This window comes from Nocardia gipuzkoensis (genome assembly GCF_021183645.1).
GTDB lineage: Bacteria > Actinomycetota > Actinomycetes > Mycobacteriales > Mycobacteriaceae > Nocardia > Nocardia abscessus.
In genome coordinates this window covers 4469810-4496012 of record NZ_CP089225.1, presented here as the reverse complement: position 1 = coordinate 4496012, position 26203 = coordinate 4469810, and the positions used below count along the sequence as shown (strand labels likewise).

At 67.4% G+C, this 26203-nt stretch carries 24 protein-coding genes; 8 read left to right on the top strand and 16 right to left on the bottom strand.

Going from position 1 to position 26203, the window contains the following annotated elements; translation table 11 throughout:
• The first annotated feature begins 146 nt into the window (after positions 1-146).
• Positions 147-842, top strand: a complete 696-nt coding sequence (locus LTT66_RS20295) for a TetR family transcriptional regulator (protein WP_233060151.1) — start codon at positions 147-149, stop codon at positions 840-842.
• A gap of 208 nt (positions 843-1050) precedes the next feature.
• Positions 1051-2754 carry a metallophosphoesterase gene (locus tag LTT66_RS20290; RefSeq protein ID WP_233060150.1) on the top strand — a complete coding sequence of 568 codons (1704 nt, stop codon included), beginning with the start codon at positions 1051-1053 and terminating at the stop codon, positions 2752-2754.
• A gap of 6 nt (positions 2755-2760) precedes the next feature.
• Here the strand turns inward: LTT66_RS20290 and LTT66_RS20285 are convergent, their stop codons facing one another.
• Positions 2761-3093 carry a TfoX/Sxy family protein gene (locus LTT66_RS20285; protein ID WP_233060149.1) on the bottom strand — a complete coding sequence of 111 codons (333 nt, stop codon included), beginning with the start codon at positions 3091-3093 and terminating at the stop codon, positions 2761-2763.
• Positions 3094-3539: 446 nt separating this feature from the next.
• Between LTT66_RS20285 and LTT66_RS20280 the strand changes: the two genes are divergently transcribed.
• Positions 3540-5747 (top strand): hypothetical protein, encoded by a 2208-nt coding sequence (locus LTT66_RS20280; protein ID WP_233060148.1) that lies wholly within the window; start codon positions 3540-3542, stop codon positions 5745-5747.
• 33 nt (positions 5748-5780) lie between these two features.
• Here the strand turns inward: LTT66_RS20280 and LTT66_RS20275 are convergent, their stop codons facing one another.
• Positions 5781-6692: an NAD-dependent epimerase/dehydratase family protein gene (locus tag LTT66_RS20275; RefSeq protein WP_233060147.1), complete on the bottom strand. Its 912-nt coding sequence runs from the start codon at positions 6690-6692 to the stop codon at positions 5781-5783.
• 141 nt (positions 6693-6833) lie between these two features.
• Between LTT66_RS20275 and LTT66_RS20270 the strand changes: the two genes are divergently transcribed.
• Together LTT66_RS20270 and LTT66_RS20265 are read left to right on the top strand one after the other, a co-directional pair.
• A complete protein-coding gene (locus LTT66_RS20270) occupies positions 6834-7814 on the top strand; it encodes a GlxA family transcriptional regulator (protein WP_233060146.1) in 981 nt (326 codons plus the stop codon).
• Positions 7815-7987: 173 nt separating this feature from the next.
• Positions 7988-8764, top strand: coding sequence for an SDR family oxidoreductase (locus LTT66_RS20265; RefSeq protein ID WP_233060145.1), 777 nt, complete (start codon positions 7988-7990; stop codon positions 8762-8764).
• Positions 8765-8915: 151 nt separating this feature from the next.
• Here the strand turns inward: LTT66_RS20265 and LTT66_RS20260 are convergent, their stop codons facing one another.
• The 6 genes from LTT66_RS20260 to LTT66_RS20235 form a co-directional block, all read right to left on the bottom strand.
• Positions 8916-9674: a sirohydrochlorin chelatase gene (locus tag LTT66_RS20260; RefSeq protein WP_233060144.1), complete on the bottom strand. Its 759-nt coding sequence runs from the start codon at positions 9672-9674 to the stop codon at positions 8916-8918.
• Positions 9671-10912, bottom strand: coding sequence for a uroporphyrinogen-III synthase (locus LTT66_RS20255; RefSeq protein WP_233060143.1), 1242 nt, complete (start codon positions 10910-10912; stop codon positions 9671-9673). Before LTT66_RS20255 ends, LTT66_RS20260 begins: the two co-directional genes overlap by 4 nt.
• Before the next feature lie 6 nt (positions 10913-10918).
• Positions 10919-11320: a nitrite reductase small subunit NirD gene (gene nirD, locus LTT66_RS20250; RefSeq protein ID WP_233060142.1), complete on the bottom strand. Its 402-nt coding sequence runs from the start codon at positions 11318-11320 to the stop codon at positions 10919-10921.
• Positions 11321-11384: 64 nt separating this feature from the next.
• Positions 11385-13910 carry a nitrite reductase large subunit NirB gene (gene nirB / locus LTT66_RS20245; protein ID WP_233060141.1) on the bottom strand — a complete coding sequence of 842 codons (2526 nt, stop codon included), beginning with the start codon at positions 13908-13910 and terminating at the stop codon, positions 11385-11387.
• A 27-nt stretch (positions 13911-13937) separates the two neighbouring features.
• Complete coding sequence (locus tag LTT66_RS20240) at positions 13938-15443, bottom strand: nitrate/nitrite transporter (RefSeq protein WP_233069342.1); 1506 nt, start codon at positions 15441-15443, stop codon at positions 13938-13940.
• Between the two features lie 314 nt (positions 15444-15757).
• Positions 15758-17014 carry an MFS transporter gene (locus LTT66_RS20235; RefSeq protein ID WP_233060140.1) on the bottom strand — a complete coding sequence of 419 codons (1257 nt, stop codon included), beginning with the start codon at positions 17012-17014 and terminating at the stop codon, positions 15758-15760.
• A gap of 65 nt (positions 17015-17079) precedes the next feature.
• Between LTT66_RS20235 and LTT66_RS20230 the strand changes: the two genes are divergently transcribed.
• Positions 17080-17751, top strand: a complete 672-nt coding sequence (locus tag LTT66_RS20230; RefSeq protein WP_181719172.1) for a FadR/GntR family transcriptional regulator — start codon at positions 17080-17082, stop codon at positions 17749-17751.
• 194 nt (positions 17752-17945) lie between these two features.
• Entirely contained in the window at positions 17946-19427 is a 1482-nt protein-coding gene (locus LTT66_RS20225; protein ID WP_233060139.1) for an MFS transporter, read from the top strand.
• A gap of 334 nt (positions 19428-19761) precedes the next feature.
• On the opposite strand, the gene LTT66_RS20220 is transcribed toward LTT66_RS20225, so the two are convergent.
• The 6 genes from LTT66_RS20220 to LTT66_RS20195 form a co-directional block, all read right to left on the bottom strand.
• Positions 19762-20535: an ESX secretion-associated protein EspG gene (locus LTT66_RS20220; RefSeq protein ID WP_233060138.1), complete on the bottom strand. Its 774-nt coding sequence runs from the start codon at positions 20533-20535 to the stop codon at positions 19762-19764.
• 11 nt (positions 20536-20546) lie between these two features.
• Entirely contained in the window at positions 20547-21680 is a 1134-nt protein-coding gene (locus LTT66_RS20215; protein WP_233060137.1) for a hypothetical protein, read from the bottom strand.
• Between the two features lie 203 nt (positions 21681-21883).
• Positions 21884-22267, bottom strand: coding sequence for a hypothetical protein (locus LTT66_RS20210; protein ID WP_233060136.1), 384 nt, complete (start codon positions 22265-22267; stop codon positions 21884-21886).
• Between the two features lie 13 nt (positions 22268-22280).
• Positions 22281-22796: a DUF3558 domain-containing protein gene (locus LTT66_RS20205; protein WP_233069341.1), complete on the bottom strand. Its 516-nt coding sequence runs from the start codon at positions 22794-22796 to the stop codon at positions 22281-22283.
• Between the two features lie 464 nt (positions 22797-23260).
• On the bottom strand, positions 23261-23644 hold the full coding sequence (locus LTT66_RS20200; RefSeq protein WP_233060135.1) for a hypothetical protein: 384 nt from the start codon (positions 23642-23644) through the stop codon (positions 23261-23263).
• Between the two features lie 15 nt (positions 23645-23659).
• The gene (locus tag LTT66_RS20195) at positions 23660-24175 is read right to left on the bottom strand and encodes a DUF3558 domain-containing protein (protein ID WP_233060134.1); all 516 of its coding nucleotides are present in this window, start codon (positions 24173-24175) and stop codon (positions 23660-23662) included.
• A gap of 239 nt (positions 24176-24414) precedes the next feature.
• Here LTT66_RS20195 and LTT66_RS20190 point away from each other — a divergent pair, with 239 nt between their 5' ends.
• Positions 24415-24834, top strand: coding sequence for a hypothetical protein (locus tag LTT66_RS20190; protein WP_195064874.1), 420 nt, complete (start codon positions 24415-24417; stop codon positions 24832-24834).
• A gap of 125 nt (positions 24835-24959) precedes the next feature.
• Here the strand turns inward: LTT66_RS20190 and LTT66_RS20185 are convergent, their stop codons facing one another.
• A complete protein-coding gene (locus LTT66_RS20185; protein WP_233060133.1) occupies positions 24960-25169 on the bottom strand; it encodes a DUF397 domain-containing protein in 210 nt (69 codons plus the stop codon).
• A complete protein-coding gene (locus tag LTT66_RS20180; RefSeq protein ID WP_233060132.1) occupies positions 25166-26041 on the bottom strand; it encodes a helix-turn-helix domain-containing protein in 876 nt (291 codons plus the stop codon). The genes LTT66_RS20185 and LTT66_RS20180 overlap by 4 nt, the downstream gene beginning before the upstream one ends.
• Positions 26042-26203 lie beyond the last annotated feature (162 nt).

Below are 26203 nucleotides of genomic sequence, written 5' to 3'. Positions count from 1 at the left end.
GGAGTGTGGTACCGGAACCTCGTTCGCCGACCCGGGCGATCACCGCGTCCCGCGGCCGCCTCGTCGCGCTGTCGCTGATCGCGTCCTGCCCGGCGCCGCCGTCGTGGCGAGTTTCGGTCATCAGAGCGCTGAACTACCGTACGTACGTGGCCCGGACAGACGAAGAGGATGCGGCGGCGAAGATCATCGACGCCGTGGTGTCGATGCTCGAGTCGGGCGGCTACGACGCGGTCCAACTGCGGGCGGTTGCCCGGAAGGCGCACGTGTCCCTCGCCACGGTCTACAAGCGGTATCCCACCCGCGACGACCTGATGGTCGCGGCGGTCGAGCGCTGGATGGCGACCAATACCTATGCCACCCCCGCCCCGCCGATCGAAGGCGAGACGCTGGGCAATGGCTTGATGCGGTTGCTGCGGTACGTGTTCGAACCGTGGGAACGCAACCCTCGGATGCTCGAGGCCTACTATCGCGCGCGATCCGGCCCTGGCGGCCGACGACTCGACGCCCAAGGCTTCGACGCCGTGCTGCCCGCCGCCGGAGCCTTGTTCACCGACGTCGATCCCGACTACACCGCGGACATCGCGCTCGTGCTGACCAACATGATCTACGCGCTGATCGGCCGCTTCGCGACCGCTGATCTCGACATCGCGGAAATCCTGCCCGCCCTCGAGCGAACCGTCCACAGGCTGACCGGGAACAACGAACCGCTGGCAGCTCGCGCCGGGCAAGCGCGGCCGGGTGGCACGAGCTTTCCTTGGAGCGCCGCGCTCGTCTCCCCGTTCTCCCCCGGTCCCGCCACAGACCCCGCACCGTCGACCACAACGGATCACCCACCGCGGTAGATCAGCCCCGGTCACCGAACCGCCCCGGTGGTCATCCGACCCGCCGCCTCGATGAACGCCGGAGAAACTCCGGTCACGGGCGAGATTCGTTCGGACGACACGCATTCCGGGCAAATACCCCATATCGCGGCGGCGACTCCGGGGTATTCCCGCCTGCGGTGCGGTGTCGAGTTGCTCCGGCGCACCCGTCCGGTACAGCATCGGCGGTATGCCGTCCACACCGCTGAATCCAGCAGGCGACGTTCCCGACACCGGAATCCCCAGCCATCTCGCTGCCGACATGACCATCACCGAGCAGCACGAGTGGCATCGCGCCCACCTGCGCCGCCATCCGGTCTCGCGACGCAACATCCTGCGCGGCGCCGCGGCGGCCGCCGCCGTGGCGGCGATCGGCACGGCACCGTTCGGCGGGCGCGCCTACGCCGAAGAGGCGCAGCTCGCGGTGGGTGGACGGCGCGTCTCCTTCGGTCCGGACGCGGCCAGCCAATTGCGTTTCGCGGCGCAGCTGTCGCGGCGTCCGGCGGGCGCCACGGTGTACCTCGACCACGGGCCGACGCCGGCGTTGGGTGCGACGGTCGAGGCCGAGGTGCGCAACCTGCTCACCCAATTGCCCACGGCCGACGGCGGCGTGCTCGCGGCCGAACAGTTCTACGTGCACGCCCCGGTGGACGGCCTGCCCGGCCGGGTGCCGCACTTCTACCGCTGGCGGACCTCCGACGGGTTCGTCGGCGACATCCGTGCCGCCGCGCCCGCGATGCCCACCGGCCGACCCGCGGTCCTTCCGTTCCGCTTCACCATGATGGGCGACCAGGGTACCGACGCGACCCCGGCGCTGCCGGAAGGCGTCGCTCCCGGCGACTACGACGACAAGTACTACAAGGCCGACAATGATCCGGCCGCGCCGCACGCGAGCAACGTCCTGCGCCAGATCGCCGCGTCCCGCCCCGATTTCCACATCCTGGCCGGCGACATCGCCTACGCCGACCCGTCCGGGGCGGGCAAGCCGGGACAGTTCGTCGCGCACGGAGCACGGCCTACGGGCGGGTTCGACAAGTACAACCCTTACGTCTGGGACGTCTACTTCAACGCCATCGAGCCCAGCGCCGCGCAGACGCCGTGGATGTTCGCCACCGGCAACCACGATATGGAGGCGACCTACGGCGACCACGGCTACGGCGGGCATCTGGCGCGGCTGGACTTCCCCGGAAACGGTCCGGCCGGCTGTCCGGCGGCGTACTCGTTCACCTATGGCAACGTCGCGGTGCTCTCCCTGGACGCGAACGACGTCTCCTACGAGATCCGCGCCAATACCGGCTATTCGGGTGGAGCGCAGACGAGCTGGGTGGAGCGCACCTTGGCCGCCTACCGCGCCGACCCCGACATCGACTTCATCGCCTGCTTCTTCCACCACTGCGCGTATTCGACCACCGAAGCGCACGCCAGCGACGGTGGTGTGCGGGACGCATGGGTGGGGCTGTTCGACCGCTACCAGGTGGATCTGGTGTTGCAAGGCCACAATCACGTCTACGAGCGCACCGATCCGATTCGCGGCGGGCAGGCGACCAAGGTCGCGGGCGACAACTCGATCGTCTACCCGGAGACCGACGGAACCGTCTACTACACCGTGGGCGGCGGCGGACGCCCGCGCTACGAGTTCCAGCCCGGATCGCGGGAAAGCTTCCGCGGCAACGAGTTGCCCGACACCGCGGTGCCGAACAGTTATGTGTGGACGCCGGGCGGAGGTAAACACGACGAAGCCGCGCCATGGTCACGGGTCCGCTTCCGGAACTACTCGTTCCTGCGCGTCGACGTCCGGCCGGGCGTCTTCGCCAGCGAGATGGACGTGGTCGCGGTCGACGAGTACGGCCGCGAATTCGACCGCGTGCTCTTCCGGCGGCAAGTCCGGGCCTGAGCCGGGCTACTTCTTCCTTTTGGGCGGGAGGGTCCGGGCGTAGGCGACGCCGCGCTCGACCCATTCCCGCAGGACCTCGTCGTCGTCGACCGCGGTGACCCGCAGCCAGCCGACCATCTCGCGCCCGCCCATGACCATGGGCTGCACGGCGTCACCGACCAACCGCTCCCCCTCGTCGGGACCGACCCGCACCAGCAGACCGCCCTGGCCGCTCGCGGCCACCGCCATATTGCCGCCGATCAGGAAGGCCAGGCCGCCGAACATCTTCTGCTCGGTGAGCTCCGGGCCGGGCGCGATCAGTTCCCGGATCCGCTCGGCCAGCTCCTCGTCATATGCCATGGCGGCATTGTCCACCTCGGGTACGACAGATCGGTGATTCCGCCGCCCCGACCGGCAACGTGTCGTTCTCCCGCTCGTCCCCGAGCACAAGGCGGTCGAGAGCTGCGCGCACTGGTGAAAAACACTGCAACACAGCCGGATTGAATCCACTCATAGGTAGGGCGCGAGGTACGTACGTACACTCTCGAGCCTCCTGGATGTCATTGGACGTTCAAGCGGATGTTTCCGTACCTGACTGTAATACAGGCATGAGACGGGGGCCCGCAGCGTCGATGCCTCTCGTGCGCAATCAGTTTCAGCGCTAGCAGTCGCCTGCGCCCCGAGACGGGAATAAGGACTCCTCCGTGCACATCTGCCCCCCAGCGGTGCGATCACGCGCTGTCCGTCATCGTTCGTCCAGGCGGAATTCGATCCGAGTCCCCGGCACCTTCGCGATCCTCGGCGATGTGCCGCACTGGTGGTCGCGCTTCGGGGCGAGCGCTTGGCGGCGGCGGGTGATCTGGCTCGCGCTGACCCTCTTCGCGCTCGTCGTATTTCCCGGCTGCGTGGGCGCTCTGGCTGTCGCACAGGACGCGGCGGGAGCCACGCAGGGCAGTTCCGAGATCGACGGGCTCAGCTGGATGAATATCCGCGACTCGTCGGGAATTCCGCTGTCCGACTATCGGTTCGCGACGGGCGACGAAAGCTTGTTCAAGCCCCGCGCCACCATCCTGTGGGCCGTGCTCGGCTTCGAATTCATCGGCTACATAGCCATTGTGACGACGGCGATCTGGTTGATCGGTTACGCGCTGAGCTTCCGCTGGCTGGACATGTTCAGCGCGGCGTTGCGCGGCGTGGCCGACGCTCTGACGGCGCAGATCGCGACCCCGATCATGCTGATCACCGCGGCGAGCATCGGCGCGTTCTTCGTCGCGTACTTCATCGCGCGCGGGTACCACGCGAAAGCCACCATGCAAGTGGTGACGATGGTGGGGGTGGCGTTGCTGGGACCGCTGTTCCTGGCCGAGCCGCTGGCGGATGTGCTGTCCTCACACGGGTTGCTTGCCCAGGGCCGCGATCTGGGCATCTCGGTGGCGGCGGGCTTGAACGGGGACGCCAACCCGAATCCGAACCAGTTGGTGACGACGATGCAGAGCGACCTGGCCGACAATTTCGCCCGGCAGCCGCTGCAGGTGTGGAATTTCGGGCATACGGTCGACCAGCGGCCCTCCTGCCGCTCCGCGTGGTCGGCGGGAGTGGCGGCCGGCGACGACGCGCGGGTGATCAGCGGCTTGAAGGCATGCGGGGACACCGCCGCGCACGCCAAGGCCGAGAACCCCTCCATTGGGCAGGTCGCCACCGGGCTCATGCTGCTGATCTGCGGCGGCATCCTGTTGGCCTTCGCGATGTACCTCGGACTCAAGGTCATCAAGGCCGCCCTGGACACGATCTATCACGGAATCATGTCGATATTCGGTTTCGCCGCAGGCGGATTCGTGTACGGCCCGACGCAGACGTTCCTGGTCCGCAATATCGTGGACAGCTTCGTCGCGGCGGCGCGAATGACGGCGTACACCATCTTTCTCGGGGTCTACATACTGTTCATGGGCAACCTGTTCGCGCAGGCTCGCGGCCAGGTCATGGCGGTGATCGTCATCGCGGGCACCGTCGAGATCGTCGCGATATTCCAGCTCAAACGCCTCAGCAGTGGCCTGAGCCGCGGCAACGACTGGATCGCCAACCGGTTCGGTCTGGCGATCCAGGGCGCTGGGAGCAAGTCGTCGAGCAGCGGCGGCACCGCCCTCGGCATGGGTGGCGGCAGTAGCGGTGCGAAGGCCGCACCCGGAATGGGGCTGGTGAGCACACTCACCACGCTCAATGCCATCAACGCCTCGCCGGTGACGGCATGGCTCGCCGGGGGAAGGGTGAATCCGTTGAATCCGCTGGCGAGCACCCGACGCAGGATCGAACGCTCCACCAGGAGAATCCTGACCAGCCGCGAAGAGGGATATATCGAGCACCAGCTGGCCCGCACGAACTGGCGGGGCGCCGCGGTGGCCGCGGCCACGGCGGCCGGGGGCATGCACACCCAACTGGGCGTCTCTCGTGCCCTGAAAGTGCTGCGCGACAACAAGGTTCCCGATTCTCGTATTCACGCCGTGCTGCTCTCCTCCGGCGCCACCCACGAGAGGGTCACCCATGCGCTGACGGCGTACTCCGTCCAGGAGTCGACGGCGTCGCAGAATCCGTACAGCTTCGCCCCGTTGCAGAAGGCGATCGCGGCGGCGTGGGCGGTCGACAACCACGTCGGCCACGAGGCGCACGACGCCTTCGCCGCTCAGGCGGTCATCTCGGCGGACAGCTTCGTCCGGCACAGCAACGCGCCGGCCCCCGGCGCCACGATCGACCATGCGTTCGTGCAGCGGGTCGAGCAGAACTGGCATTCGGACCGGGCACTGCGCGCGGCGATCACCCCGGACGAGTGGGACGGCGCGGGCCGTGACACCCGGTGGGCGATCGGCCACCGGGTCGCGACCATGCACCAGGACGCGGCGCGGGCGTACTACGAGAATCCGACCGATATCAACCGCGAAGCCCTGATGCGATCGGCCAGGCGCGTCGCCAACCTCGATCACCTCGATCCCGATGGTGGACTCGACCCCTGGAACCCGTAACGGAGGTCGGCCGCCCACGCCGGTCACCCGCGGTCAGGCGGCGCGCAACACCTCCGCGAACACCTCGTCCGGATCGGACGCTTTCAAGCCGAACGTGTCGCGGATGGCGGAGTCGTCGACCGTGAAGGGCGCGTGCGACATGTGGTAGGTCTCGAACAGCTCCGACCAGAACGGATCGGTGACCGCCAGCAGCGTCAGCTCGCGATCGCTCATGACCGCCAATCGCGGCTCGGGCGCCCCGGCCGCGACGGCGAACCGCGCGGCCAGCTCACGCACGGTCGCGGTGATGGTGGGCGCGTGCCAGGCCCGGCCCCAGGCGCGTTCGTCGCGCGCGAGCGCGACCGCCGCCGTAGCCGCGTCACCGATCGCGGTGTAGGCATGCGGCAGGTCGAGCGCCTGCGGCAGCAGCGCCAGCCGCCCGTTCCGGATACTCGGCTGGGCGAGTATCGAGAAGAGCGAGACCGCGCCGGGGCCGAGGAATTGCCCTGCCCGCACCTCGACGGCACGCACCCGGCCCGCGCGGTGGGCCTGTTCGGCCTCCTGCCACATCCGGGCGCGTACGAGTCCTTTCGGTCCCGTCGCCGCCAGCGGCGACTGCTCGGTGAGCGGACCGTCGGCGGGGCCGTAGCCGTACAGGTTGCCCAGCATCACGTACGTCGCGCCGACCTGCTCCGCCGCGGCACGGATGGACCCGAACAGCGGTGGAATGGTCTCCGGCCAGGTGTGATACGCGGGCATGGCCATGTTGAACACGGTGTCGGCGCGTTCGGCGAGCCGCGCCAGCGCGGCGGAATCGACCGCGTCCAGCGCGACGCGCTCGATATTCGGGTGCTCGGGGCCCGCACCGCTGCGGCTGACCATGCGCACCCGGTCGCCCGACTCGGCCAGTAGCGCCGCGGTGGCCGTAGCGGTGGCGCCCCGGCCGACGATGACATGCGAAGGCATGCGACTTCCCTTCTGCGACAGAGTTATTCACGCGACCTGCGCGCACTATGCGTGCCGTTGCCGATCGCGTGCTACTCAGCCTGCCGCCGCGCGAGCGGGTAGGCTACTGGCCGGATTGCCAACTATCCCAAGGATCGAGCCATGCTGATTGTCGCCGTCGTCGCGGTTCCTCCGGTGAAGGCTTTCGACCTGGCCATGCCGGAAACAGTGCTGGGCGCGGCGATGGTGGACGGCGAGCCCGGCTACCGCATCGTGGTGTGCACCGCCGCGCCGGGCGTGCTGCCCGCCGGGCTGGGCGGATTCGACGTGGTGGTCTCCCGGGGGCTGGAGGCGATCGAGGAAGCGGACATCGTCGTCGTGCCGAGCACCGGCAGGCGCGCCGACGCCGACGCCGCCACGCTGACCGCCCTGCGTCACGCGGTGGACGCGGGCAAACGCGTCACCTCGATCTGTAGCGGCGCCTTCGTCCTGGCACAGGCGGGCCTGCTGTCCGGCCGCACCGCCACTACGCACTGGGCCTTGGCCGACGAATTGGCCGCGAACCACCCCGACGTGTCGGTCCGCAGCGACGCGCTGTTCATCGAGGACGGCCCGATCACCACCGCCGCGGGCGCGGCGGCCGGAATCGATCTGTGCCTGCACCTGATCCGCGCCGACTACGGCGCGACGGTGGCGAACGCCGCCGCCCGCGTCGCCGTCGTCACCCCGGTACGCCCCGGCGGGCAAGCTCAGTTCGTGGACGTACCCCTGCCCGCGGAGCACGGCGTGACACTCGCGGACACACGCGCTTGGGCGCTGCGCCGGCTCGACTCGCCGCTGTCCCTGGACGACCTGGCCGCGCACGCGCGCACCAGCGTTCGCACGCTGACTCGCCGCTTCCACGAGGAAACCGGCCTCAGCCCGCAGAAATGGCTGCTGCACCAGCGCCTGCACCGTGCCAGGGAGCTGCTGGAATCCACCACGCTGCCGATGGAGCAGGTGGCCAGGTACAGCGGCATCGGCTCGGCGGAGTCGTTGCGCCAGCACATGATCCGCCACGTCGGGGTGTCACCGAGCGGCTATCGCGCGTCCTTCACACGCTCGCCCGCCCATAGCGCCTCGACCGTCGTTCCGGGTCGTTGAGCCGTCCGAGAGTTCCGCGGCACAGCGAGCGATCAGTAGGCGGACCGGACAGGCGATTCCTCGGATCGACCGTGCGCGGGCTCCTTCGGGGCGCACCCGAACGCATTGTGCGACTCGCCACCACGACGACGCGCATGCGTACGTCCACCGGGCTTCAACGGTAATAGTTGTTCATGGCGGCAATTCTCGTCACCGGCGGAACCGGTGTCCTGGGCAAGCTAGTGGTCGGCCGGTTGCGCGAAGCGGGCCACGAGGTGTGCGTTCTTTCCCGTCGCGCGGGCGCGGGCACGCACGTCGGAGATCTGCGCAGCGGTGCGGGCGTGGCGGAGGCGGTGGCGGGAGCCGATGCGATCGTGCACGCGGCCTCGGATTTCCGGCGCCGAGGCGGACCGGACCTCGCGCAGACCGAGAACCTGCTTCGGGCCGCCCGCGGCGTTCGGCACCTGCTCTACGTGTCGATCGTCGGCATCGACCGCATCCCGTTCCGGTACTACCGCAATAAGCTGGCCTGCGAGCGAGCCATCATCGACAGCGGTGCGCCGCACACGGTTCTGCGGGCGACGCAATTCCACGAGTTGATCGCGGCGGGGTTGCAGACCGTCGAGGGGTGGCCGGTGGCGCCGCTGCCGTCCGATTTTCGTTTCCAACCCGTCGCTGCCGCGGATGTGGCGCGGAGGATCGCCGAGTTGGTCGAGGGGAAGCCGCTCGGTCGCGCTCCCGATTTCGGCGGCCCGGAGGTGCTGACAATGACGCAGTTGGCCGAGGTGTGGCGGGCCGCCCGGCAGCGTCCGCGCCGCATCGTCCGGCTGCCGGTGCCCGGACGCGTGGCACACGCTTTCCGAGCGGGGTTGAACACCTGCCCTGACCACCCCGATGGCGAGCAGACCTGGGCGCAGTTCGTCGCTTCAGGCCCGACGAACGCCTACGCCACTGGGAAAAGGCATCGCTGATCGCCAAACCTGCAACCGTTGACCACCGCCCAGGAAGCCGACCGGACCGGCGGCGCCGAATATCAGCGTTGCCGGTCCCGGATTCGCCGAATAGTGAGGCACAGCGCCGAACGTCTCCGGTGCGGCGCGCGTGTGATCGACCGCGTACTGCTCAGCGAGCCCGCGCCCGGACCATTTCTTCCGCGGCGACCCGGTAGCGCTGGGCGATCAACCGGACCACCGCCGGATGCACCCCGATCGGCTCGGCGACGCCGTCGGCGCCCGCCTCGTGCAGCCGCTGCTGAAACAGGCCGTGCGCCAGCAGGTACGAGGCGATGAAAACCCGGCCCGCGCCTGCCGCGCGCTGTTCGGCGACCACGTCCGGCACGCGCGGCGCACCGGTCGCGACGTAGCCGATGCGGACCGCAGCGCCGAGGTGTTCGGCCAGCAGTGCGGCCGCGCGGCGGACATCCTGGCGGGCACGGGCATCCGAGGAGCCCGCGGCGGCGAAGACCACCGCGTCGCCCGGGGCCCAGCCCGCCGCGCGCAGACGCAGGGCCATGATGCGCGCCAGCGCGGGGTCCGGCCCCATCGCGGGCGTCACCGCCACCGCCGGATGCGCGCTCTCGGCCACCTCCCGCGGCACGTCCTGGTACACGTGGTAACCCGAGGCCAGGAAGGCCGGAACCACCACGGCGGGTACGGATTCTCCGGTCGGCGTCACCAGATCGCGCAGTACTTCGGAGGGCGAAGGACCGAGCACGTCGACGAAAGCGGTCCGCACCCAGGGGATTCCCCCGGCCTCGGTGCCGGGCCCCGAAATCCCGGCACCGAGTTCCTTCGTGACGGCCTCGGCGAGCGCGGCGATCATCTGCACGCCCTTGGTGCTGCGGGTGCCGTGGGCCACCAGCACCAGGGCGGGGGCGGTCACCAGCTCCCCGCAGTCTGGATGTGCCGAGGTGCCCGGGTCGGAATTCCGACGCCGGGCACCTGAGGTCCTCCTGTCGCGGTGGGCCGTGGGTTGTTGTCGGTACATTCCGCCGGGTCCAGCGCGAGCCGGTACCCGCGTTTGACCACGGTCTGGATCGCTTTCGGCGTGCCGAGCCCGGCGCGCAGCCGGGCGATGGCGGTTTCCACCGCGTGCGTGTCGTCCCCGCCGCCGGGCAGCGCGGCGAGCAGGTCCTCACGGGAGACGACCCGGCCGGGCTGACGGGCCAGCGAACGCATCAGGGCCATCGGCGCGGGCGCCAGCTGACGCACCTGACCGTCGACCACCACGCACGCGCCGCGCACGCTGATGATGTGGCCCGCGGCGTGGATGCGGTTGGCACGCCGCGGCAGTTCCTCGGCGACGTGGCGGGCCAGCGCGCCGAGCCGGGCCCGGCCCGGCATCGAGGTGGGCACCCCGAGTTCCTCCAGCGGCGCCGCCGTGATCGGGCCGACGCAGGCGGGCAGCACCCGGCCGCGCAGCGCGTACAGCAGCCCTTCCAGCAGCCCGGTCTCCTTGGCGCGCATCAACATCGACGCCACGGCCGGGGCGCTGGTGAACGTGACGCAATCCATGCCGGAGGTGACGATCGCCTCGATGAGGTGATCCATCGGCCCCTGGTCGTCCGGCGGCACCCAGCGGTACACCGGCACCGGCACGACATCCGCGCCCGCGCAACGCAGGACCTCGCAGAAGTCGGGCACCGGCTCCCACTCCGTGGTGGCGCCGTGCAACTGCACGGCGATCCGGACGCCTTCGACACCCTCGGCGAGCAGGTGATCGAGCACTTCGGCGGAGGACTCGGAGGCGGGTGACCATTCCTCGCGCAGTTCCGCGGCGCGGATGGCGCCCTTGGCCTTCGGGCCGCGCGCGAGCATCCGGGTGGTGCCCAGCGTCTCGCGCAGATCCTCGGCGAGGCCCCAGCCTTCGGCCGCCTCCATCCACCCGCGGAAACCGATGCCCGTGGTGGCGACGGTGATCTGCGGCGGATCGGCGACCAGCTGACGGGTCACTCGCTCGAGTTCGTTGTCGTCGGCCAGCGGGATGATCCGGATGGCCGGTGCCGAGACGATGGTCGCGCCCCGCCGTTCCAGCAGCGTGGCGAACTCCACCGCCCGCCGGGCCGCCGTGATGCCCACCGTGAATCCGGCCAGGCTTGCGCCCGCGTCAACTGTTGTCATTGGCGTTCATCCATCCGAGGACACGAGCGCGGCAGACACCGGCTCGTTGGAAATCGAAACGATGCCGTCGTCCACGCGCACCGCGTACACCGGCAGCATCGCCGATTCGTCGTCCAGGCAACGCCCGTCGACCAGAGAGAAGGCCTGCTTCAGCAACGGCGAGGCCACGACGGGCACCCCGCCGCGATCGCCGACGATCCCGCGCGACATGACTGCCGCCCGGCCGATCGGATCGATATTGCCGACGGCATACAGCATGCCGTTCTCCAGCAGGAACAGGGCGGCCTGCCGGCCACCTTTCAGCAACACCGCAACGCCGCGGCCGGGAATCAGGTAGTCGAGACGGCATGCCTGGGTCCACCCGGTGGTGGTAGCTGTGGCAATGCCGGGGGTATCGATCACGGTCATCGGTGTCATCCTCCAAACGCCTTACTCATTGGTACCGACGTTCTGTTTCCATGCGGTTAAGCGGTCATTTCCCCTGCGTGGCGACCGGAACTTCCGGCAGTCCGAGCAGCACGGGAACCTTCCGCTCCCCGGATTCGTCGAAGGAAATCGTCGGATCGGCTTCCTCCGGGGCGTTGACGAACGACACGAAGCGAGACAGCTTCTCTTCGTCATCCAGCACCGCGGCCCATTCGTCGCGGTAGCCGGCGACATGCTGAGCCATCGCCGCCTCCAGATCCTCGGCGATTCCGAGGCTGTCCTCGCAGATCACCTGCTTGAGGTAATCCATGCCGCCTTCCAGCGCCTCCTGCCACGGCGCGGTGCGCTGCAAACGGTCAGCGGTGCGGATGTAGAACATCAGGTACCGGTCGATGTACTTGATCAGCGTCTCGTCATCGAGTTCACCGGCCAGCAGCACCGCGTGCTTCGGGGTGAGACCGCCGTTGCCGCCGACGTAGAGGTTCCAGCCGTTCTCGGTGGCGATCACGCCGACGTCCTTGCCGCGCGCCTCGGCGCATTCGCGGGCGCAGCCGGAGACCGCCAGCTTCAGCTTGTGCGGCGAACGCAGGCCGCGGTAGCGCTTCTCCAGCAGCACGGCCATGCCGACCGAGTCCTGCTGACCGTAGCGGCACCAGGTCGAGCCGACGCAGCTCTTCACGGTGCGCAGCGACTTGCCGTAGGCGTGGCCGGATTCCATGCCCGCGTCGACCAGCCGCTTCCAGATCAGCGGCAACTGCTCGACGCGCGCGCCGAACAGGTCGATGCGCTGGCCGCCGGTGACCTTGACGTACAGGCCGAATTCCTTGGCCACCTCACCGATGGTGATCAACTGCTCGGCGGTGACCTCGCCGCCGGGCATCCGCGGCACCACCGAGTAGGTGCCGTTCTTCTGCAGGTTGGCCAGGAAGTGGTCGTTGGTGTCCTGCAGCGCGGCCTGCTCGCCGTCGAGGATGTGCTCGCTCGAGGTGGAGGCCAGGATGGAGGCCACGGTCGGCTTGCAGATGTCGCAACCCGCGCCCTTGCCGTACTTGGCGAGCAGGCCGGAGAAGGTGCGGATGCCGGTGACCTGCACGATCTGGAACAGCTCGGCGCGCGACTGCTCGAAGTGCTCGCACAGGGCCTTGGACATCTCCACGCCGGACTGCTCGAGCAGCTTCTTCAGCATGGGAACGCAGCCGCCGCAGGAGGTGCCCGCGCTGGTGCAGCTCTTGATCGCCGGGACGTCGCAGGCGCCGTCGGCGATCGCGCCGCAGATCGCGCCCTTCGACACGTTGTTGCACGAGCAGATCTGGGCGTCGTCGGGCAGCGAGTCGGCGCCCAGCTCGGCGCCCGCGGGCGAGATCAGCGCGGCCGGTTCGGCGGGCAGCGGACGGCCGACCAGCGGGCGCAGCGCCGAGTAGGCGGTGGCGTCGCCGACCAGGATGCCGCCGAGCAGGGTCTTCGCGTCGTCGGAGACCACGAGCTTGGCGTAGGTGCCCTTGGCCGCGTCGTGCAGCACGACCGAGAGCGCGCCCTCGGTGACGCCGTGCGCGTCACCGAAGCTGGCCACGTCGACGCCCAGCAGCTTGAGCTTGGTCGACATGTCCGCGCCCGGGAACTCGCCCGCGCCGCCCAGCAGGCGGTCCGCGACGATCTCGGCGGTGCTGTAACCCGGCGCCACCAGGCCGTAGCACACGCCCTCGACGGCGGCGCATTCGCCGATGGCCCAGATGTTCGGGTCGGAGGTCTGCAGGCCGAGATCGGTGATGATGCCGCCGCGCGGGCCGACCTCGAGGCCGGCGTCGCGGGCGATCTGGTCGCGCGGGCGGACACCGGCGGAGAACACCACCAGCCCGGCTTCGATCACCGTCTCGTCGGACAGGGTGACCTTCAGTCCGTTGTCCGCCGCCTCGATCGAGGAGGTGCCCACACCGGTGTGCACCTCCAGGCCGAGGTCGGTGACCAGGCGCTCCAGGATGGCGCCGCCGCCCTCGTCGACCTGGGCGGGCATCAGCCGGGTGTTGTACTCCACCACGTGCGGAGTGAGTCCGAGCAGGCGCAGCGCGTTCGCGGCCTCCAGGCCGAGCAGGCCACCGCCCACCACCACGCCCACCGCGCCGGGTCCGGCGGCTTCGGCCGCCGCGCGGATTCCGTCGAGATCCTCGAGGGTGCGGTAGACGAAGCACTCGGGCATGTCGTGGCCGGGCACCGGCGGCACGAACGGGTAGGAGCCGGTGGCCAGCACGAGCGCGTCGTAGGCGATGATGTCGCCCGCCGACGTGGTCACCTTGCGCGCGGCCTTGTCGATCGACTCGGCGCGCTGGCCCAGCCGCAGCTCGACCAGATCGTCACCGGCGTACTCGTTGCCGGGCAGCGCGAGCGCGCTCGGGTCCCAGCTGCCGACGTAGGACGAGAGGCCGACGCGGTCGTAGGCGGGCAGCTGCTCCTCGCTGAGCACGATCACCTGCCAGCGGCCTTCGGTGTCGCGCGAGCGCAGCGCCTCGACGAACCGGTGCCCGACCATGCCATGGCCGACGACCACCGCGGTCTTGCGAGCGACTGTGGGGTTCATCTGTGGTCCTCCTGGACTGGATCGGGGTCAGGCGCGGGCCGACGAGCCGGCGGACTTGGACGGAGCGCTCCCGTTCACGGAGCGGCCTGATTCGGCTTCGAGCACGAGCGTCTCGGCTTCGACCACGACATCGGATTCGGTGAGCCGCGCGCTGGGACGGCGCAGGAAGACCGTCCAGACCACCAGGGCGCAGACCACGTAGAAGGCCATGAACACCCAGAACGCGGTAGTCGCCGAGTTGGTCGAGGCGTAGGAGGAGCGCAGCACCAGGTTGATGGCCACGCCGCCGAGCGCGCCGATGGCGCCCACGAAACCGATCAGCGCGCCGGAGGTGTTCTGCGACCAGGCCGACCGCTGGGCCGCGGTGGCGTCCATGCTCTTGGACTTCGCCTCGAACACCGACGGGATGATCTTGGTGACCGATCCGTTGCCGATGCCGGAGAGCACGAACAAGGCGATGAAGCCCGCGACGAGGGCGGTCATCACCGCACCGCTCGCCACGCCGTTGTTGCTGTCGGCCATCGTGCTGGCCACGGCGACCAGCACGGCCGCGGCCATCATCGCGCCGAAGACGTAGAGGGTGACCCGGCTACCGCCGATGCGGTCGGCCCACTTGCCGCCGTAGGGGCGGGCCAGCGAGCCCAGCAGCGGGCCGAGGAACGCGATCTGCGCGGCGTGCAGCGTGGCCTGCGCGGCGGTGTCGCCGCCCGCCCGGAAGCTGATCTGCAGGATCTGGCCGAAGGCGAAGCTGTAGCCGATGAACGAGCCGAACGTGCCGATGTAGAGGAACGCGATCGCCCAGGACTGCGGCACCTTCAGCGCCGTGATCATGTAGGACAGATCGGCCTTCTGATTGGGCAGGTTGTCCATGTACAGCGCCGCGCCCACTCCGGCGACCGCGATCAGCACCAGGTAGATCGCGCAGATCAGCGAGGCGTAACCGTTGCCGAGGGTCGCGATGACCAGCAGGCCGAGCAGCTGGATCACCGGAACGCCGATGTTGCCGCCGCCCGCGTTCAGGCCCAGCGCCCAGCCCTTGAGCCGCTGCGGGTAGAAGGCGTTGATGTTGGTCATCGAGGAGGCGAAGTTGCCACCGCCGAATCCGGCGAACGCCGCGACCACGAGGAACGTGGTGTACGAGGTGCCGGGCTGGTTGATGAAGTACAGCGTGAGCAGCGTCGGGATCAGCAGCATGACCGCGCTGAAGACCGTCCAGTTGCGCCCGCCGAACCGCGCGGTCGCGACGGTGTACGGGATGCGCAGGAACGCGCCGATCAGCGTCGGCATCGCGACCAGGAAGAACTTGCCCGCCGGGTCGATGCCGAACTTGTCGGTCGGCATGAACAGCACCATCACCGACCAGATCGACCAGACGGAGAAGCCGATGTGCTCGGCGAAGACCGACCAGATCAGGTTGCGGCGAGCGATGTCCTTGCCGCCCGCTTCCCAAGCGGCGACATCCTCGGCATCCCAGTGCTCGATGTGCGGCCTGCGGATCTTCGTCTGTCCCAGCGCTCCCAAGCGGTTACGCATCAGCGTGCTCAACGGGGCCTCCCAAAGTCGGTTGGCCCCACGGTAGGAAATGGGTATTGCCGAAATGCTGCGCGAAATGACCGTCAAATCAACGGTTGCTCACGATTACCGATCCACGGGGGTGAGTTCCGGGGGATTGTTTCAGGCATGTGACGCAATGGTTTCCGTGCGTCACGAAAAGGCCGATTCGGAATTCGGCGGCCGGTGAGATGTGATGCGCGCTACGTTTTCACAAATCGGATGCGCACATCCTGACTCGGTTCGCACAGCGGCGCAACCGGAACTGTGAGATTTCCGGCCGGCCGCCGCGCGAGTCAGTTCCAGGTGTCTTCGAGCACGCGCGGCTTGCACGCCTGCCAAGCGCCCGCCAGCAGCACCAGCACTGCCACTCCCAGCATCGCGAACGGAACGAGCCAGCCACCCGTCGCCGTGTGCAGCACACCGAACAGCAGCGGACCCACACAGGCCACCGCGTACCCGACGCCCTGGGTGAAACCGGACAGCGCGGCCGACCCGGCAGGCGTGCGGGTGCGCAAGTTGATCAGCGTCAGCGCCATCGGGAAGGTGCTCGGGCCGAGACCGAGCACGACAACCCACAGGATCGGCGCGGCCATCGGCGCGATGAGCAGACCGGCGAACGCGACGAAGAACAGCACCGCGCAGGCCACCACCACCGGGAACGGGTTGCGGAACCGGGCGACCACGGTCGGTGCGGTGAGCGCGGCGACGAGGCCGACCACGGCGAACAGCCCGAGCATGGCGCCGCCATAGCCCGCGCTCGCGCCCGCCTCGCGCAAAATCTTCGGCAACCAAGTGAACATCGCGTAGGTGGTGAGCGAGGTCATGCCGAACATGCCCGCCATGCCCCAGGCGATCGGCGAGCGCCACACGCGGCCGGTGCCGGGCGCCTGCTCCGGCACCGCCGTCCGGTCCGCGCCGTCACGCCCGCGCCTCCCGCGCAGCACCGCCAGCCACGGCACCGCCGCGGCGAAGCCCAGCAGCGCCCATACCCCGAGCGAGACGCGCCAGCCGTGCGCCTCCGCCACCGGGACCGCGGCGACGGCGGGCACGACAGTGCCGAGTTGCACCATCACGATGTACAGCGAGCTGATCACGGCCAGGCGATCCGGGAAGTACCGCTTCACCAGCGGCGGGATCACCACGTTGCCGATGCCCATGCCCGCGAGTGCGAGCGCGGAGAAGACCAGCAGTTCGGCAGTGCCCGACATCAGCACCCGGATGAGCATGCCGCTGCCCGCCATCAGCATGGCGATCAGCGCGGTGCGCTCCAGCCCGAGCCGGACCGCCAACACCGGCGTGAGCAGCCCGGACAGCGCGAACATGGCCGTGGGGATCATCCCGAAGACGCCGACAACCGCTGCGCCGTAGCCGATTTCGGCACCGATCTGCTCGGCCAGCGGGCTGAACGCGGTGACCGCGACGCGCAGGGTGAGCGCCGACATCACGATGGCGGTGAGAACCAGCAGGCGGCCCTCGGTCAGCGCACGTCGACGGCGCTCGACCAGGACGGATTCCGGGCGAGCCGCGATTTCCGGGAGGGTGACAGTCACCGAGAAATCATAGGATGACCGGATGATGACCGGCAACGATTTGTGATGGGCGGTACTCTGTCGGGGTGCAACCCGTCCGGCGCACCAGCCTCATCGCCCAGGTAACCGAGCAGCTGCGTGCCGAAATCCGTTCCGGCCGTTGGTCTATCGGCTCCCGTATCCCGACCGAGCCGGAGCTCACCGAACTCACCGGTACCGGCCGCAATACGGTGCGCGAGGCCGTCCAGGCGCTCGTGCACGCCGGCATGCTGGAACGACGCCAAGGTTCCGGAACCTATGTCATCGCGGCGTCCGACCTCGGCGGAACCCTGGGCAAATACTTCGCCGACGCCGAGGAACGCGACGTTCTGGAGCTGCGTCTGGCGCTGGACGGCACCGCCGCCGCACTGGCTGCCCGGCGCCGCGACGACACCGACATCGCGAATCTGCTGCGCCTGCTGGCCGAACGCGACGAGAAATGGGATGCGGACCCGGTCGCCGCGATCGAGGCGGACGTCCAGTTGCATCGCGCGATCGTCGTCGCGAGCCACAACGCGGTGTACCTCGAGTTCTACGACTCGCTGCTGCCCATCATCGAACAGGTCATCCGCGCGCGGACGTCGAAGTCCGACGACTCCTACACCGAGGAGCACGCGGCCTTGGTGCACGCGGTGATCGACGGCGATCCCGAACGGGCCGCCTCGGCCACCCGCTGCTTCCTCAACTCCCTCATCGCGGAATATCCGGACGCGCGATGAACGACGCCAGGTAACCAAGCGGTCACCATGCGACGCTGCGCGGTGTGAGTCGGAATTGCCGGGAACGTCACCGAAGGGCACGGGGACGCAACAAGCGGCTCATACCTTTGTCTCGACCGTAGCTAGGCACTCGACAGCCGCCGGCGGCACTACGCCGCGATGAGGGCCGGTCGAGCCGAATCGAGAGGAAGCCGATGACCGCCGTAGCAGCCACCGGCCAGCAGTCGCCGACAGCGACTTTCGAACACCAGAAACGTGGACGCTGGCTCGACCACTGGGATCCGGACAACCCGAAGTTCTGGGCATCCGGGGGCGCGAAAACCGCGCGCAAAAACTTGATCTTCTCCGTGTTCGCCGAGAATCTCGGCTTCAGCGTCTGGGTCATCTGGGGCACCGTGGTGACCAGCATGGGCGCCGCGGGCTTCGACTTCCTCGCCGGCCTCGGCAAGGGCAACCCCACCGCGGTGAGCAACGCGCTGCTGCTCACCTCGACCCCCACCCTGGTCGGCGCCGCCCTGCGCATTCCGTACACCTTCGCCATCCCCCGGTTCGGCGGCCGGGCGTTCACCGTGTTCAGCGCGGCGATGCTGCTGATTCCGACGCTGGGCCTGGCCTATTTCGTCAACCAGCCGGGCACGCCGATGTGGGTGTTCCTGGTGCTGGCCGCGCTCGCGGGCGTCGGCGGCGGCAACTTCTCCTCCTCGATGGCCAACATCAACTTCTTCTTCCCCGAGGGCAAGAAGGGCGCGGCGCTGGGCATCAACGCGGCGGGCGGCAACCTGGGCGTCGCGCAGACCCAGCTGGTGCTGCCGTTGCTGATCACCCTCGGCACGCACATCATGGCGAAGGACGCGGGCGGCTACCGCTTCGGCATCACGCTGTCGGTGCTGGTCTGGGTGCCGTTCATCCTGATCGCCGCGTTCGGCGCGCTGCGCTACATGGACAGCATCAGCACCGCCAAGTCGGACGGAAAGTCCTACCGGCGCGCGCTGACCAACCGGCACACCTGGGTGATGGCAGTCCTCTACATCGGCACCTTCGGCTCGTTCATCGGTTTCTCCTTCGCCTTCCCGACGCTGATCAAGGCCAACTTCCCGGACCTGGCCAAGATCGGCTGGATCACCACGCTCGGTAACCTCGCGTTCCTCGGCGCCCTGGTCGGGTCGTTCAGCAGGCCGTTCGGCGGGTGGGTGTCGGACAAGGTCGGCGGCGCGAAGATCACCCTGTACGTCTTCGGCGGCATGGCGGTCGCGGTCGGGCTGATCATGGCCGGGCTGGAACTGAAGAGCTTCCCGCTGTACCTGGCCGCGTTCCTGCTGCTGTTCGTGCTGACCGGCATCGGCAACGGCTCGACCTACCGGATGATCCCGACCATCTTCAGCGCGGAGTCCAAGAAGTACGCCGCCGAGCACGGCCTCGATCCGGCCGAAGCCGCCGCCTCGGCCAAACGCCAAGCGGGCGCGGCGATCGGTGTCATCGGCGCCGTCGGCGCCTCCGGCGGCTGGCTGTTGCAGCAGGCGCTGCGTCTGTCCAACACGCACCTGCACAGCATGGCTCCCGCGTTCTGGGCCTACGCCGCGACCTTCCTGGTGATGGCCACCGTCACCTGGTGGTTCTATCTGCGGTCCTCGTTCGCCATCCAGCGCGTTCCCTCGCTGGCGTACGCGAACGTCTGACCGCCGCAGCCTGTCCCGCGGTCCGGACCCCGCGGGACACGGGCGCCGTCACCGCTGATCCCCTCCGGCGGTGCCGCCCACCGCTACCGAACGTCCGCCCGTCACCCGGTCGAAACCCGGGTCCGGCAACGGGTCCCGGCCTGCACCGGGACGATGGGCGGGCGTTCGGTTGCGTGGGGTCGGGGATCGTGAGCGCCCGCCACGGGACACGGCAAGCATCGCGCGCCACAGAAGTGGGCTTGCATGTCGCGCCGGACTTGCGGAGCGCCCGAGCGAACGCGGTTGCGGCACTGCGAAGAAGCGGAACGCCCAGCCCCTCGCGCCGTCACTCTGATCAGTACGGTAGGTGAACCCCGTCGCGCACTTCCTTGACCGTCCTGGCGATCATTTGTTGCAGGGTGGTGGCGATGCGCTCGGCGGTAGTCGGTTTGATCGTCAGCAGATCGGCACCGAAGGTGACGTAACGTCCGTCGTCCTCGACGTCGTTGAGCTGGAAATCCTTGCGCCCGTGCGTATGACGGTTGTCGACGCTGCCCATCGCGTAGACGCCGACGTGACCGATCAAGGTCATCGCACGGGTGAAGAACCGTTCGAACTCTTCACGCGGAGTCGGCCGCCAAGCGTCGCGGACTGGCGGTCGCGGCCGCCGCAAGTCCTCCGCCGACGCCTGCAATTGCTTCCCCTGCCCCGGGGCGCAGACGGGGAACACGTCGACCACAGCCCGGGCCACCTCACCGGCGGACAGCAATGTCAGCACCACGTCACCGCCGCGCTCCGGGTCCGATCCCGGTTCCTGCACGGCCACCGCGCCGTGCTGGTTGTGCACTCCAGCATGCGCCCGCAACCTGCGGTTCCGGTTCGGTCCGGCGAAACCGGCCACTTCGACCCGCGCCTCCGGCGCCAGCAGCACTTCGACCGCACGCAGCAGATCGTCATCGATGCGCGGGCGCAACTCCTGAGCCGCCGCCTGCCGCAACCGCAAACTCTCCGATCGGAACTCGGTGGTGTACTGGTGCTGCAAGGGATAGGGCAGCACGTCCCGGCCGGTGGACTCCCACAGGGTCCGGAATTCGAGCGCGGTGAACCGCCAGCTCTGCACTTCGGGCATGCGCGAGATCCTTATCGCGAGTGGTCACCGATGACCGGCGGCACCGATCTGGGCAGGTCGTCGAGCCCGGTGAGCTCATCGCCGTGTTCCTGAGTGATCAGGTAGTCCGGAATACCCTTGCTGGTTTCGTCATCGGATTTGCCGCCGCGCGCACCGGGGGCCATGCCGCCCGGCATACCGCTCATACCGGCGCGACCGGTCGAGGTGCCCGTCCGCGCGGCGGCCGCGGCCGCATTGGGATTGTTCGATGCGGCTCGCGGAGGCACCGAGACGCCCGGCGCTCCGGGATTGGCGGGACTTCCGGGAGTGCCCGGCGTACCGAGATGCGGAGTTCCGGAAGTGCCCGGAGTGTTCGGCACTGTGCTCGGCGTAGGCGTTGTCGAGGAGGGCGTGGTCGAAGCCGGTGTAGTCGAAGCCGGCGTGGTCGAGTCCTGCGTAGTGGACGACGGGTCGGTACTGGTCGACTCCGGTGTTTCGGAGGCGGTATCCGAGGGCTGAGTGCTCGACGGGCTGGTCGGATCGTCAGTGCTGTTCGTATCAGCAGGATTCGAGCTGGGCGACGACGTTCCCGAAGGGTTGCCGCTGCCGTTGCTGGTGCCCCGTGAGCTGATGCCGTCGTCGGTGGCACTCGGATTCGTGGCGGAAGCCGGACGGGGAATCACGGGAACGTTGGTGTCGGACTCCATGACGACCGGGGCATAGACGGTGCTCAGTACCCGTACTGCCTCCACCTTCGCGTTGTACTCGGCGACATCGTCATTACGCCAAGCACGTCCGGCGAAAAGACCCAGCGCATTATCGATTCCGCTGCGATGCTCCGGGGCATGCGGAACCAGTTCTTTTGTCGGCTCCAACCCGGTCTGCAATTCGGCCAACTTATTGCTTGTCAGTTGAGCCGCTTTCGAGACCTGCTCACCCTGAGCGGCGTAGTCGCGAACTGCACTGGCCGCCGCGTTACGCGCTTCACCGCGCCACACGCCTTCATCGGTGGCACGGGCCATTGCTTGGGTGAAGGTCTCGAGCGAGTTCTGGTGCCGCTCGGCGATAGTGTTCCATGCCGTGACCAGGCCGTTGACCGTGGCCACATCGATTTGGTCAACCTTGCTACGTAGCGTGGCGACGTCGTACTGCTCGAACTCGTCCACGTCGAGAACCGCCCTCGGCCGGAATTCGCCTTGGAACCCGAGACCGGCGGCACGCGTGCGGACGTCGTCCCGTTGCTGGTTGTACTTGTCCTGCGCGGCGTACGGATCGGCATCCGGCTGGACCTGGAAAATCCAATTGCTGACGTTGCGGAGCACCGTGGCTCCCACATCGCTCACTGCCGGATTACTGAACGGATTAACCATCAGCGCACCCGCTCCGTGGTATCCGCGATCTGCGTCGCGTTCTCGATGTCCTGCCCGGTGATGCGCTTGAACGAGATCGCCATGACCTCCCGCATGTTCTTCACTGTCTCGATGTGTTCAAGGATGACTTTGTCGATCGAATTATTGTCCCCGGTAGCCTGTTGCAAAAATTTCTGCACCAAGCCGTCAGTCATCCTGAAGTCTCCGAAGCCAGCGACGTTCTCGAGGTTCCGAGTGAAGTCGCGCATCGCCTGTAGAGCTGTGATTCGCTCGTCGCACGCCTTTGCACACAGGTATGCGGCGTTCTCGTCGTCCAGATACAGCTCACCAGCACCGGCTTGGGAAGCAAGCTGATCCCACACAGACGCGTTGCCCTCGCTCATTTCCCCTCCCTTGTCAACGCGGTAGGGCAGGCACGATCGACTCGCCAGCCCGATATAACCCCGTGCACGGTTCCTCGAGGCCGTCCATGCCCGCACGGTTCAGTATTCTCAGTTGTACGACACCTTGGGAGGCGGGGAACAGTACATCGCAGTCGAGATACTTCGATGCACCCTCGACCCTGAACTGCCGACCCTGGCGGCCCGCGACAGTGACGTCCTGAAACTCGACGTTTCCCGGCTTGCGCTCGAACTCTGACACCGTGCGCTTGGTCGAGAACACTGTGATGGTGTACTTCGATCCTCGCCAGCTACAGATTTCCCAGCCGGATTGGTGCACACCCGCGATACCGGGCTCCTCGGTTGCCGGATCCACCCCTGCCGAACGGAGCGCATCATTGGGAATCCCCGTGCACGGGTTGAACAGAGCCTGTGCCGCAGTGGTGCCGGAACCCGTCGTAGGCGATCCGTTCGTGGTGTCCCCACACCCGGCGACTCCGGTCGCCAACGCACCAACGAGCAGCCCCAACATGATTCGACGACTCATCCCCACCCTCTCGAACCCCGACGATTCAGGTTCGCCAACACTAGCAGACGACCAACTGGTGAGCCCTGCCCGCGCTGGTCCACAGGTGGCCTGAGCGCGCCCGGCAGGACGCGGCCGACAGCCAGGCCAGCCGAACGGTGCTGGCGTGCCTCCGCGTTGGGATGCAGAGGGTCTGGGGCCGCATCTAGCCTGACGCCCGCAGCCGACCCACAGGCGGCTGCCGTCGAGATTCGGACTGCTCGATCTGGTGACGCGCGCGGTGCAGATTGCGGTCCCCACGACCTGGATATAAGCGCCCATTCGAGCACGATGGGCAGAGTAGCCGCAACGATGAGGCCGAATAGACGGGCCCCTTGTTCCCACATCTCCACCCGCCGACGTCCGGCCTCGGCATCGTTCAGCTCGGCTACCACTTGGATTCGCCACCCCATTGATGCGTCAGCGAATTTTCAGCCAACCTGATCGGTGGTATTCGCGATCTGGGTCGCGTTCTCGATATCCTGCCCGGTGATGCGCTTGAACGAGATGGCCATGACCTCGCGCATGTTCTTCACGGTCTCGATGTGTTCCAGTACCACCGCGTCGATCGAATGACCTTCGCTAGTCGCCTGCCTCAGAAACTTTTTTCTCAGATCGTCGGCCATCTCGAAATCTCCGAAACCGGAGACGTTCACGGTGTCACGGGTCAACGCGAGTACATCTTGCAGGTCCGCCATACGCTCGTCACAGGCCTTCGCACAAGAATAGGCGACGTTCTCGTTATCGAGATACAATTCCCCCGCGCGAGCCTGACCTGCGAGTCGACTCCACAGCGCAGCATTGTCCTCACTCATATGATTCTTCCCCGATCAGAGCGGTAGTACTGGCACAATCGATTCACCAACGCGATACAAGACTGCGCACGGATCGTCGAGATTATCCATGCCAGCTCTGTTCAGGGTCCTCAATTGCAGGACTCCCTGGGATGCCGGAAACAGGACATCACAGCCGAGATCCTTCGATGCGCCCTCGACCTTGAATTGCCGACCTTGACGGCCCGCAACCGTTACGTCGCGGAACTCGATGTTCTCAGGCTTGCGCTCGAACTCGGATACTGTTCGGCCGGTCGAAAACACCGTGATGAAATACTTGGGCCCGTCCCACCGACAGATCTCCCAGCCCGACTGGCGCACTCCACCAATTCCGGTTTGCTCTGTCCTTGGATCCACCCCTGCCGCCCGCAGCGTGTCATCCGGAATCCCCGTGCACGGGTTGAACAGAGCCTGTGCCGCAGTGGTGCTGGAACCCGTTGTGGGCGATCCGTTCGTGGTGTCCCCGCACCCGACGACTCCGGTCGCCAACGCACCGACGAGAAGCGCCAACATGATTCGACGACTCATCCCCACCCTCTCGAACCGCGACGATTCAGGTTCGCCAACACTAGCAGACGACCTGGCGGTGGTACTTCGGCGACGGGCCGGGCCGCTGTTCGGTGGTTGGTCGGGCTTATGCGTTGTGCTCTGGGAGGTTTGGGGGCGCGGCTAGGGTGGCAGTGCGGTAACGAACTGAACGAGAGCTAGGACATACGACTGAGTTCGTCGGATGATCGAAGGAGCTGGTAGTCATGAAGTTCGGCAAGATCGTGGCCGGTGTGGTGCTCGCCGCCGCAGCTGTCTCTGTTGCTCCCGCCGTTGCGTCTGCTGATGATCCCGAGTTTCCGCGCAACGGCGTTATCCCGGCTGGGACCTATCACATCGGACGTGGCCCCTCCAATATCGTTGGGTCGCCTATCGAGAACTGCGACCTGCAAGTTTTTCCGGATGGGCGGTCGGTGGTGCTGGTCTGTGGGACCTCGAGCCGGGGCGGGCATCAGACGCCGGTCGGCCCGGACGAGACCTACGTGACGTTCGACTACGTCCCCTTCGGGCTCGACCTGCGTGACATCGACCCCCGCCAGGGGCTCTGGACCGGAACGGTGAACATCGCCGGAACCCCGATCATCGCCCCGTACCCGCTGGCATCAGTCTGGCTCAGCCGTCGGTGATCCGGACGCGCCCAGCACAGCGTCATCCGGCGCGACTCCAGTAACTATCGCGACGACTACGGTCCGGCCTGCACTGTGAAGCCGAGGTTCGGGCCGTAGTCTGTCGACTCACGCAGCTTCATCGATCAGCGTGGCAGGTTGAACGCGCCATCCGCGACGCACGCGGTGAAGGCGTCCCATCCGGTGGCCGTGAAGATCAATGCCGGGCCGGTCTGGTTCTTCGAGTCGCGGACACCGACCCGGCCAGCGTCGAGCCAAGCGACTTCCACACATGCTTCGCCACCACCACTGTGGCTCGCCTTGAACCACTGCGCGCTGGTTAGCTCGCTGGTCACTGTTCACATCTCCTTGCGATGGTTCTCAACAGGTCTCTCGACGGTTGCTCTTGGAGGGCAGCGCCACGAAGGGCCTCAAAAATGGTCCGGAAGCGAGATACATCGCCGTCCTCCTCAAAGATCATTGTGCCTACCGCTCCTTCGGTGTAAGCGACGGACGGCTCATCGCGCAGAAAGTCGAGGATTATGTAGGGCGGTATCGCGGCCCCGGCTGGAAAGCCCGCGCTGAACGGCACGATTCGGATCGAGATATTGTCCCGCGTACTCAAGTCGGCAATATGGCGATGTTGCAGAGCCATAGTCCGATCGGAGCCGACCACGGTCCGCAACACCGCCTCATGAAGAAGGAACTCCGCGCGTACTGGCTTGTGGCGGCGCGTCAATATCGCGGATCGTCTCATTCGCAGAGCTACCCGCCTCTCCACCTCGTCCACGGTGCTGGTCGGCGGATAGGCTTCCACGTTCCGGGCGTATTCGGCGGTCTGCAGTAGTCCAGGTACGACGAGCGACTGGAAGAAGTGAAGTTCTGTGGCTACCGCCTCCAACTGGAGATACGTATTGAACCCCGGTCGGATCAGACTGCGATAGTCCTGCCACCAAACCTTGGTACTCGACTGACTGACAAGCGATTTAAGGTATTCGATTCGATTTTCCGGTAGCCCGTAGTACTGGCAAATGAACTCGACATCCCGGACTTTGACCTTCTCGTTCTGCCCCAGCTCGAGCCGCCCCAACGAGGATCGACTGATCTCCAGGACTTCGGCTACCTGCTCGAGGGTGTAGCCGTTGGCCTGGCGCGCGTCGCGCAGTGCGCGGCCCAGCTGGCGACGCGGCAGCGTCGTCCGGCTGATGTCCGACTTGGTACCCACCATTCCGCTGTGTCCTCCCCTGCTTTCCCACGGTGTGACCTGCTTTTTCCCACGGCGAGAATCGACATGCGCCCAACTCGGGAGACGTTCAGCGCAGACGCGCCGGCTGCTCGGCTCCGGCCGTTTCGAGCCTCCCGTCGTGGGCACGCTCCGCAGCATATGCAC